Origin of the sequence: Actinotalea ferrariae CF5-4 (assembly GCF_000603945.1) — a bacterium.
GTDB lineage: Bacteria > Actinomycetota > Actinomycetes > Actinomycetales > Cellulomonadaceae > Actinotalea > Actinotalea ferrariae.
In genome coordinates, this window is sequence record NZ_AXCW01000075.1 from 1 (window position 1) to 9,900 (window position 9,900).

General features: G+C 76.4%; 12 protein-coding genes. 3 read left to right on the forward strand and 9 right to left on the reverse strand.

Translation table 11 applies throughout. From position 1 onward, the window contains the following. Positions 1–12: 12 nt before the first annotated feature. On the reverse strand, positions 13–783 hold the full coding sequence (locus tag N866_RS19835; RefSeq protein ID WP_052022659.1) for a head GIN domain-containing protein: 771 nt from the start codon (positions 781–783) through the stop codon (positions 13–15). 175 nt (positions 784–958) lie between these two features. Continuing rightward, the gene (locus N866_RS08660) at positions 959–1,459 is read right to left on the reverse strand and encodes an NUDIX hydrolase (protein WP_052022661.1); all 501 of its coding nucleotides are present in this window, start codon (positions 1,457–1,459) and stop codon (positions 959–961) included. Between the two features lie 104 nt (positions 1,460–1,563). Here N866_RS08660 and N866_RS08665 point away from each other — a divergent pair, with 104 nt between their 5' ends. From N866_RS08665 to N866_RS08675, 3 genes are read left to right on the forward strand one after another with little or no spacing between them, the layout of a single operon-like run. After that, complete coding sequence (locus N866_RS08665) at positions 1,564–2,898, forward strand: hypothetical protein (RefSeq protein ID WP_052022663.1); 1,335 nt, start codon at positions 1,564–1,566, stop codon at positions 2,896–2,898. Further along, complete coding sequence (locus tag N866_RS08670; RefSeq protein ID WP_081802468.1) at positions 2,895–3,872, forward strand: ABC transporter ATP-binding protein; 978 nt, start codon at positions 2,895–2,897, stop codon at positions 3,870–3,872. Before N866_RS08665 ends, N866_RS08670 begins: the two co-directional genes overlap by 4 nt. Beyond that, positions 3,859–4,791: an ABC transporter permease gene (locus tag N866_RS08675; protein WP_216699407.1), complete on the forward strand. Its 933-nt coding sequence runs from the start codon at positions 3,859–3,861 to the stop codon at positions 4,789–4,791. Before N866_RS08670 ends, N866_RS08675 begins: the two co-directional genes overlap by 14 nt. On the opposite strand, the gene mtnN is transcribed toward N866_RS08675, so the two are convergent. From mtnN to N866_RS08710, 7 genes are all read right to left on the reverse strand, one after another. Next, positions 4,781–5,542, reverse strand: coding sequence for a 5'-methylthioadenosine/S-adenosylhomocysteine nucleosidase (mtnN, locus tag N866_RS08680; protein ID WP_034225354.1), 762 nt, complete (start codon positions 5,540–5,542; stop codon positions 4,781–4,783). The genes N866_RS08675 and mtnN overlap by 11 nt on opposite strands. Further along, a complete protein-coding gene (locus N866_RS08685) occupies positions 5,539–5,991 on the reverse strand; it encodes an S-ribosylhomocysteine lyase (RefSeq protein ID WP_034225343.1) in 453 nt (150 codons plus the stop codon). Before N866_RS08685 ends, mtnN begins: the two co-directional genes overlap by 4 nt. Before the next feature lie 200 nt (positions 5,992–6,191). Further along, entirely contained in the window at positions 6,192–6,320 is a 129-nt protein-coding gene (locus tag N866_RS22590; RefSeq protein ID WP_281173212.1) for a hypothetical protein, read from the reverse strand. A gap of 61 nt (positions 6,321–6,381) precedes the next feature. Continuing rightward, positions 6,382–6,909 carry a hypothetical protein gene (locus N866_RS08695; protein WP_155855266.1) on the reverse strand — a complete coding sequence of 176 codons (528 nt, stop codon included), beginning with the start codon at positions 6,907–6,909 and terminating at the stop codon, positions 6,382–6,384. An 87-nt stretch (positions 6,910–6,996) separates the two neighbouring features. Then, positions 6,997–7,449, reverse strand: a complete 453-nt coding sequence (locus tag N866_RS08700; RefSeq protein ID WP_034225347.1) for a Rieske (2Fe-2S) protein — start codon at positions 7,447–7,449, stop codon at positions 6,997–6,999. A 58-nt stretch (positions 7,450–7,507) separates the two neighbouring features. Further along, on the reverse strand, positions 7,508–8,539 hold the full coding sequence (locus N866_RS08705) for a nitrilase-related carbon-nitrogen hydrolase (protein WP_081802469.1): 1,032 nt from the start codon (positions 8,537–8,539) through the stop codon (positions 7,508–7,510). After that, on the reverse strand, positions 8,527–9,579 hold the full coding sequence (locus N866_RS08710; protein WP_052022668.1) for an agmatine deiminase family protein: 1,053 nt from the start codon (positions 9,577–9,579) through the stop codon (positions 8,527–8,529). The genes N866_RS08705 and N866_RS08710 overlap by 13 nt, the downstream gene beginning before the upstream one ends. Positions 9,580–9,900 lie beyond the last annotated feature (321 nt).

The window sequence follows — 9,900 nt, forward strand, 5'->3', positions numbered from 1 at the left end:
TAGGACCCGTGCTCAGCGTCCGCGGACCTCGCCCGAGCCGCGCACGTCCGCGTCGACCTCGGCGTCCCCCGTGTGGGTCACCGCGCCGCTCCCCTCGACGACGACGCGCAGGTCCCGGGTGACGTGGACCTCCACGTCGCCGGAGCCGCGCACCGTCACGTCGGCCTGCTCGGCGTCGAGGTCGTCGGCGACCACCGCGCCGGAGCCGTCCAGCACGACCGCCTCGTGGGACGTCCGTCCCTCCAGCCGGACGTCACCGGAGCCCTCCACGAGGATCTCCACGCCGTCGGCGTCGAGCTCGGTGAGATCGACGTCGCCGGAGCCACTGACCTGGACCGCGAGGTCCGCACCGGTCACCCCGTGGCCCTGCACCTCCCCGGACCCGCGCACGTCGACCGCCGCGAGCTCCCGGACGGTGAGGCGGTACTCCACCGGGCCCAGGGATCCCGTGCCGGTCCGGTCGACCCCGAGCACGAGGGTGTCGTCCACGACCTCGCTCGTGAGCCGGTCCAGCACGAACTCACCGGCCGTGACCTGCAGGGACGGCTCGTCGCCGCGCTGCACGACGAGGCGGCCCGAGGTCTCCAGACGCACCGACGTCACGTCGGCGACCGGGCGGTCCTGCGTCGTCCGCGGTCCCACGTCGACCGTCGAGCAGGCCGCCGCGCCGGTCAGGAGCGCGAGCGCCGTGACGGCACCCGCGAGCCGCCGGGCGCGCCGACCCCCGGGCCGGTCGACGCCCGCGACCGTCAGGGCGGGTGCGGCAGAGGTCGTGCAGTCCATGGTGTCCTCGTTGGTCGCGTGGGTCCGGCCGGCAGCGAGGGCTCGCCGCTGCCGGAGACACCGTGGCCCACACCGGTGGTCGGCGGGATCGGGGGACACCCGGACATGAACCCTGAACCGTCGCCCACGCGACCAGGGGTCCCACCGGGGCGACGGCTGCGAGCCGTCCGCCGCCTCACCCCGACGCGTCGGGAGCACCCGGGACCACGAGCGTGCCCACGGCCGCGGCCAGCCGGTCCAGCAGCTCGACCTGCGCACCGACGACGACGTCCCGGGCGGCCACCAGCGGCCACCACCGGAAGCGGTCGATCTCGGGGAACGCCTGGACGTGCCCCGACCGCGGCGGCCAGGGCATCTCGAACGTGCCGCTCACGGCGGCGTCGGCGTCGAGGTCCGCCTCGACGGCCCACACCGTCACCTCCTTGCCGCCGCGCTGCCGCACGGTGCCCAGCGGCACCCGCGGACCGGACGGGACGGCGAGGCCGGTCTCCTCCGCGAACTCGCGCTCGGCCGTGGCCGCCGCGTCCTCGCCGGGATCGACCTCGCCCTTGATCACCGTCCAGGCCCCCTGCTCCCGGCGTGCCCAGAGGGGTCCGCCCATGTGGCCCAGGAAGACCTCGGGCGGCCCGTCCGCGGCACGGCGGAAGGGCAGGAGGCCCGCGCTGCGTCGCACCATGGCCCCATCCTGCGCCCGCATCCTCCTGAGGTACGACTGAGCGGGCGGCCGATGTGGTCCGTGCGGACCTCGACGCACCCCCCGGCCCGGGCGAGGATGGGGGCATGACGTCCGCCCCTGACCCGCGCACCGCCCCCCGGACCCGGCAGCCGTCGCGCGCCGCGCGCTGGTCACGGTCCCGTGCCGCTCGCTGGGCGGTCCCCACGGGACTCGCGGTGGCCGTCGTCGGCGCGGGCCTCGTCGCCCCGGTGGTGGCCGCGGCCGAGCCCGACCTCCCCGAGCGCACGGCCGCCGAGCTGATCGACGACCTCCAGACGGCCGAGGTGGCCGGTCTGTCCGGCACCCTCGTGCACCGCGCCGACCTGGGCCTGCCGTCCCTGGCGGGGCTCACCGGGCAGGGCGGGGGCCCCGGCGGCAGCACGGACGCCCTGTCGCTGCTGGACGGGGAGCACACCCTGCGCGTCTGGGCGGTCGGCCCGGACCGCTCCCGCGTCTCGCTGCACGGCGAGATGGGCGAGCTCACCGCGGTGTCGGACGGCGAGGACCTGTGGACGTGGTCCAGCGACGACCGCCTCGCCACGCGCTACCTCCTGCCCGACGACGGCCCGGGCACGCCGGCCGCGGACCTGCGGGCCCGCGTCGACGCGGTGGTCCCGCCGCTCACCCCGCGCGAGGTGACCGACCTCCTGCTCGAGGCCGTCGGGCCGTCGACGGACGTGACCGTGGGCGACCCGGTGACGGTCGCCGGCCGGCCGGCCCACCAGCTCGTGCTCACGCCGCGCGCGGACGGCTCCCTCGTGGAGTCCGTGCGGATCGCCGTCGACGCCGCGGACCGCGTCCCCACCCGCGTCCAGGTGTTCGCCGTCGGTCACGAGCCGCCGGCCCTCGAGGTCGGCTTCACGAGCCTGAGCCTGGTCCCGCCGGACGAGGAGACGGTCACGTTCACCCCGCCGCCGGGGGCCACGGTCGAGGAGGTCGACCTCCGGCAGGCCGCCGAGGACGCGACGGCGCCCCACGGCGGGGCCCAGGACCCGGGCGCCGGCACGACCGGGCCGGGGGACGGTCCCCCGGTCGACCTGGTCGGCGACGGCTGGGCGTCCGTGCTCGTGGCGTCGCTCCCCCCGGGTGCCCTCGAGGCGCTCGCCCAGGGGGCTGCCGGGATGCCCGCCCCCGAGAGCGAGGACGGCGCGTCGTTCGGGCCGCGGCACGGTGGTGACGACGACGCCGACGTCCCGCCGACCGCCCAGGTCGCGCTGCTCCTGGAGTCCCTCCCCGCGGTCGAGGGCGACTGGGGCACGGGGCGCCTGCTCACGTCCCGGCTGCTCAGCGTCCTGGTGGCCGACGACGGCCGCGTCGTCGTCGGCGCGGTGGACCGGACGACCCTCGAGGCCGCACTGACGCGCTCCGCGTCGCCCGGGCCGACCGGGCCGACCGGGTGAGCGCCCCGCTCCTGGACACCGTCGCCGCACCGGCACCGACCGCGGACCTCGCCCTGGCCACACGCGGCCTGACGAAGCGGTTCCGGTCCGGGCAGGTCGCGGTCGACGGCGTGGACCTCGCTGTGCCGCACGGCGCCGTCTACGGCTTCCTCGGCCCCAACGGGTCCGGCAAGACCACCACGATCCGCATGCTGCTCGGCCTGCTCCAGCCCACGGCGGGCGAGCGCTACCTGCTCGGACGTGCGATGCCCGACGGCGCCGCGGACGTGCTCCCGCGCGTCGGTGCGCTCGTCGAGGGGCCCGCCTTCCACCCCTACCTGTCGGCGGTGGAGAACCTGCGGCGCCTCGACGCGGCCGACCGGACCACCGACCCGCGCACGCTGGACCGGCGCATCGAGGTCGCGCTGGAGCGCGTCGGGCTGGCCGCGGCGGCCGGCAAGCGGTTCCGCCACTACTCCCTCGGCATGCGCCAGCGCCTCGGCCTCGCCGCCGCGCTCCTGCGTCCGCGGGACCTGCTCGTGCTGGACGAGCCGACCAACGGCCTGGACCCGCAGGGCACGCGCGAGGTGCGCAGCCTCCTGCTCGAGCTCGCGGCCTCGGGTGCGACGGTCGTGCTGTCCACGCACCTGCTGTCGGAGGTGGAGCAGGTCTGCAGCCACGTGGGCGTCATGCACCGCGGCCGGCTCGTCGCCCAGGACACCCTGCCGGACCTGCGCGCCCGGAGCGCCGCCGTCGTGGCGGTCCGCTCGACCGACCCGGCGGGCGCCGCCCGGGTCCTGGACCGGCTCGGGCTGGCGGCGGTCGCGCTCGACGCGGACGCCGTCACGGCGACCCTGGGGACCACCGCCCCGGAGGACGTCGTCGTGGCGCTCGTCGGAGCCGGGGTGCCGGTGCGCGGGGTGGAGGTCCGCACGGCGGACCTGGAGGAGATGTTCGTCGAGCTGACCGGGGAGGGCTTCGATGTCAGCGGCTGACGCGGGCCTGCACCGCGCCACCCACACGGCCCCCGCGGGCGACGCGGAGCGGCTCGGTAACCTCGTTACCGGAATGGCCCCCGCCGGCGGCGCACGTGCCGTCCCGCGCGGGGCCACGTGGCGGCTCTTCCGCTCCGAGCTCCGGCTCATCTACCGGCGCAGGCGCAACCTCGCCGGTGCGCTCGTGCTCGCCGCGGTCCCGATCATCATCGCCGTGTCGATCCGCGTGTCCGGCTCGGGCGACGGCGACTCGTTCCTGTTCGGCCAGATCACCGTGAACGGCCTGTTCGTGGCCCTCGCCGCGCTCTTCGTCCAGATGCCGTTCTTCCTGCCCACCGCCGTCGCCACCATCGCCGGTGACACCGTGGCCGGCGAGGCGAACCAGGGCACCCTGCGCTACCTGCTCGTGGTCCCGGTCGAGCGGACCCGGCTGCTGCTGGTCAAGCTCGCCGCCCTGGTCGTCTTCGCCGCCTCCGCGACGCTGCTGGTCGCCGGGGTCGGCGGCGTCGTCGGCGTGGCGCTCTTCGGTGCCGGACCCCTGCCGACGATCTCCGGCACCACCCTGTCCTTCGCGGAGGGGGTCGGCCGTCTTCTCCTCGTGTGCGGATACCTGACCCTGTGCCTGGTCGCCCTGGGTGCCATCGGGCTGTTCATCTCCACGCTGACGGAGCAGCCGCTCGCGGCCACGATCGCCGTCCTGGTCGTGGCGCTGACGAGCCAGATCCTCGACGCGCTCTCCCAGCTCGAGCCGATCCACGAGTACCTGCCGACGCACTGGTGGTTCGCGTTCGTGGACCTCCTGCGGGACCCCGTCGCGACGGAGGCCCTGCTGCCGGGCGTCGTCTCGGCGCTCGCCTACACGGCCGTCTTCACGGCGGCCGCGTGGGCCCGCTTCACCACCAAGGACATCAGCTCCTGAGGGCGGGTCCCGGGAGCGGCGCGCCCGCGAGGGCAGCCAGGACGACCCGCGCGGACCGGTCCGCGGCGTCGTCCACGTGCGTGAGGAAGTCGCCCTCGGCAGCCGGGCCGCACAGGTCCGAGATGCCCCGGACCGACACGAAGGCGGTCCGGTGCACGAAGCAGGCGTGGGCCAGCGCGGTGGACTCCATGTCCGTCGAGAGCGCCTCGGGGAAGGCCGACCGCAGGCCCGGCACCCGCGACGCGTCGACGAACGTGTCGCTGGACAGGACCGTGCCGGTCCGCAGCACCAGGTCGGCCGCCGCGGTCGCGGCGGCGCCCGCCACGGCCGCGACCAGGGCGTCGTCGGCGGCGTACGTCTCCGGCATCCCGGGGACCTGGCCGAGCGCGTAGCCGAAGGCACGCGCGTCCGCGGCGGAGTACACGTACCGCTCGCCGACCACGACGTCCCCGACGCGCACCCCCTCGCCGAGCCCGCCGGCGCTCCCGGCGCTCACGACGACGCGCGGGCGGACGGTCGCGAGGACCACGGCCACGGCCGTCGCGGCGTTGACGAGGCCGATGCCGCTGCGCACGAGGAGGAGGGTGCGCCCCTCCACCACGAGGGTCCGCTCGACGGCACCGCCGACGGCTACCGGGTCACCGACGTGCGACGCCCGCTCCAGGAAGGGGGCGGCCTCGTCGTCCATCGCGACGACGACGGCGGCCTTGACCTCGGGCAGGCGGCCGTCCCGGGGTGGGGGGACGCTCATGCGGTCACCGTGCTCCACTCGTCCCGGGCCGCGAGGAACCGGCGCGCGGCCTCCTGCGCCCCGGCCAGCGTGTGGTTGGCGCCCCAGCCGCACTGCGTCTCGTTGGCGGCCGGCACCTCCGCCGCGCGCGTCACGTCCTCCAGGGTGGCCGCGACGAGGTCGTGGACCTCGGCGTCCTCCCACTCCCCCGAGAGGATGAGGTAGAAGCCGGTCTGGCAGCCCATGGGCGAGAAGTCGACCACGCGGTCGGAGTGGTTGCGCGAGTGCTCCGCGAAGAGGTGCTCCAGGGAGTGCACGACCGGCATCTCGAGGTGCTCCACGTTCGGCTGGGCGAAGCGCACGTCGTACTTGCGCAGCACGTCGCCGGCTGGGAGCACCTTGCGGTCGGCCAGGCGCACGTACGGCGCCACGACGGTGCGGTGGTCGAGGTTGAAGGACTCGACGTTCATTCTCGGCTGGTCCACCGGTGTGCTCCCTGGTTCCCTGCGGTTCGTGGTCCGTTCCGGGCGCCGCGCGTCGTCCCCGACGGGGCGCCCGTGCCCAGTGTCCCGCAGGTCCGCCGCTGCCCGCCCACCGGGGCCGGACGCGCCGGAGGGCGGCACCTGACGGTGCCGCCCTCCTGGCGGGTGTCGAGCTGTCCGGCCGGGGATCAGTCCCAGAACTCGGGCAGCTCGTCGTCCTCGTCGTCGACAGGGATGAGGTCGGGGCGGGGGGTGAGCGTGTCCATGCCTCTACTGTCGGCAACCGCCGCGGCCCCTCCCGGGGACCTTGGTCTCACCGGGTGGAGGACCTTCGTCGGTGCTCCGGCCCGCCGCTCCGTGCGACCTCCCGCGGACCGGTCAGCGGGCTGCGCCACCGCCCGTGTCGTCGCGTCGGTCGGGATTCCGGTGCGCCGGCTCCGGCGCCCGGTCGGACCGGTCCTCGTCGTACCCGCGCCGCGTGTCGTGCTCGCCGCGGACGCCGTCCGTCCCGCGTGCCGCGCCGTCGTGGTCGCGGTCGGCGGCCGTCGGTCGGTCCGGGTCCAGCTCGTCGGCCCGGCGCAGGCGCTCCTGGACGTCCTCACGGGGGCCCGAGAGCTCGTCCGAGCGCTCCCGCGCCTGGGCCTGCAGCCGTGCGGCCTCGGCGGACCGGGTGTCCGCCTCCGCCTGGGCGAGCCGGGCATGGGCGTCGAGACGCTGGGCCTCGGCCTCACGCCGCTGGAGGTCGACCTTCTCGGCCTCGGCCTGCCGGCGCAGGTCGGCGGCCTCCTGGCGCTGCTTGTCGACCCGCCGCCCGGAGCTGCGGCGGGACCACCACAGCGCGAGCCCGATGATCAGGGCGAGCACCAGCACCGCCACCACGATCCACACGATCGTCTCGGTCTCCATGGCCGTCACCTCTCGTCGTCGCCGGAGGCGCCGTGCCCCGACCTCTTGATTGGACGACCGCGAGGAGGGTGCCGCAACCGCAGACGATCACGCCTCCAGGACGTCACCGCCCTCGACGCGCACGCCGAACGGTGCCAGCGCCCCCGTCGCCGGGCCCTGCAGGGCGTCGCCGGTCGCGAGGTCGAACACCGATCCGTGGCACGGGCACACGAGCTCCGCCCCGTCGGGGGCGACCGTGCAACCCTGGTGCGTGCAGACCGCGCTGTACGCGACGACCTCGCCCTCGGCCGGCTGGGCGACCAGGACCCGCAGCCCGGAGGCGCTCGTCACGAGGACCGCCCCGCCGACCGGGACGTCCGCGAGCGCGGTCAGCGCGCCGCCGCCCCCGCCCTCGCCGGCGCCGTCGCCCGCGTCCTCACCGCCCTCGGGGCTCGCGCCGGAGGGTGACTCGGCGCCCGACGCGCCGCACGCGGCGAGCAGGCACGCCCCGGCGGCGGCTCCCGCGGCTCCGGCGAGGACATGACGGCGGGTCGGGCTCATGGGTGGCTCCTGGTCGATCGGTCGGTCGTCGGTCGGGTGGGGTTCGCGGCCGGACGGCTCACGGATGGGTCGGTGCCGGTGCCGCGTGCGGCGCCGCTGCCACGTCCGCCGTCGACGGCGGCACCGGGGCGGTGAGCCCCTCGCCCACGGGGGCCACGAGCGGACCGTAGGCGTCGGGGCGGCGGGTCCGCAGGAACGGGAAGAGCGTCAGCCAGTCGCGCCGCTGCTGGAGGTCCAGGTCCACCACGAGGACCGCCGACGCGTCGCGCGGCGCGCGCGCGAGCACCCGGCCGTAGGGGTCGCAGACGAACGACGACCCGTAGAAGGTCACGAGACCCTCGGAGCCCCACCGGTTCGGCACGACCATGAACAGGCCGTTCTCGATGGCGTGCCCGACGATCACCTGCCGCCACAGCGGCTCGGTGTCGAACCCGGGGTGGTCCGGCTCGGAGCCGATCGCCGTCGGGTAGACCAGCACGTCCGCGGCGGCGAGGGCGTAGGCGCGGGCGACCTCGCCGAACCACTCGTCCCAGCAGGTCGGCATCCCCAGCCGCGCACCGCCCAGGAGCGGGTGCTCGTGCACGGGGTAGGGGTCCCCGCCGGCCGGCCCGGGCCGGAAGTAGGTGTCCTCGTGGTAGCCCGCCGTGACCGGGATGTGCAGCTTGCGGGTGCGGCCGACGACGCCACCGTCCGGGGCGAGGAGGACGGCGGTGTTGTACCCGAGGCCGTCCCGGCCGCGGGGCCCGTCGGCGCGCTCGTACAGCGAGGCCTGGACGAGTACGCCGTGGTCGCGGGCGAGCCGGGCGGCCAGGCGCACGGTCGGGCCGTCCGGCAGGTCCTCCGCCGCGTCGCACGCGTCGGGCCCGCCTCGCTGGTCGGCCGGGTACCGGGAGAGCGTGAGCTCGGGCAGGAAGACGACGGTCGCCCCGTGCCGCGCGGCGAGCGCGACGCCCGCGTCGAGGTCGGCCGCGACCCGGGCGGCGTCGGGGGACCACCGGTGCTGGACCACCCCGACCCGGACGACGGGGCCCTCCCCCGGGCCGGTCCGGGCGGGCGAGTCCGGGACGTCGAACGCCGTCACGAGCTCCACGGCGCCTCCTCCTCGCGTGGCCCACCCGTCGACAGGCGAGCCGGTTGCTGCTGGGTGATGCAGTGGACGCCGCCACCACGGTCGAACAGCGGTCGCGCGTCGACCCGGACCACCACGCGGCCCGGGTACGCCTCGGCCAGGACGGCCGCCGCCTCGTCGTCGGCCGGGTCGTCGAACGCGCACGCGACGACGGCACCGTTGAGGACGTAGTGGTTGACGTAGCTCCAGTCGACCCAGCCGTCGGCGTCACGCAGCGTGCGGGGCGCCGGGAGCGGGACGACCTCCAGGGGCCGGCCCTCGGCGTCCGCAGCGGCCTCCAGGGTGCGGCGCAGCGTCGCGCAGACCGCATGGTCGGGGTGCGCCGGGTCCCGCTGGTCGTGCAGGAGGACGGCGCCGCGAGGCGTGACCGTGGCGACGATGTCGACGTGGCCGCGCGTGCCGTACCGCTCGCTGTCCCGGGTGAGCCCCCGCGGCAGCCACACCACCCGCCGTGCCCCGACGGTGCGGGCGAGCTCCGCCTCGACGTCCGCGCGGGACCAGCCGGGGTTGCGCGCCGGGTCGCGCTGCACCGTCTCGGTGACCAGTACCGTGCCGCGGCCGTCCACGTGGAGGCCGCCGCCCTCGTTCACCAGGGTGGAGGGCACCGTCTCGACCCCGGCGAGCCGCGCCACCTCGGACCCGATCCGCGCGTCGTGCTCCCAGGAAGCCCAGTCCTGCTGCCCCCAGCCGTTGAAGACCCAGGTCACCGCCGCCACGGCTCCGTCGGGCGCCCGCACGAAGGTGGGGCCGATGTCCCGCATCCAGGCGTCGTCGAGCGGGAGGACGACGGTGTCGACGGACGAGGAGAGGAGGCGCTCCGCCTGCCCGAGCTCGTGCGCGGCGACCACCATGGTGACCGGCTCGTGCTCCCCCACGGCGTTCGCGACGGCCGCCCAGGCGCCCCGGGCAGCGTCGGCGTCCGAGGGCGTCTCCCCCAGCGTGTACCCCCCGGAGGGCCAGGCCATCCACGTGCGCTCGTGGAGTTCCCACTCCGCCGGCATGAGGAGAGAACCGGGGCCCTGCCTCGGTACCACCCGCCACCTCCTGGTCACGCCGACGCCGACGTCGGCGCGGGAGGCTCACGGTAGGGGCTGCGACCGACACGACGGAAGGTGCCGGCCGCCGTCCGACCGCGGTCTCTCACGGCGGCCTCTCAGGCGCGCGCTCGACCCGACCCGTCGCGAGCGGTCCGCCGACGACGTCCCGGCGGGTGCCTCAGGGCCGAGCGGCCCGCCCGTACGCGTTCCCGTGGCCGCTGCCCGCGGGGCTGCCGGAGGCCCTCCCCTGGGGGTGCGGCGGCGAGGCCGGCTCGCCCGCGGCCC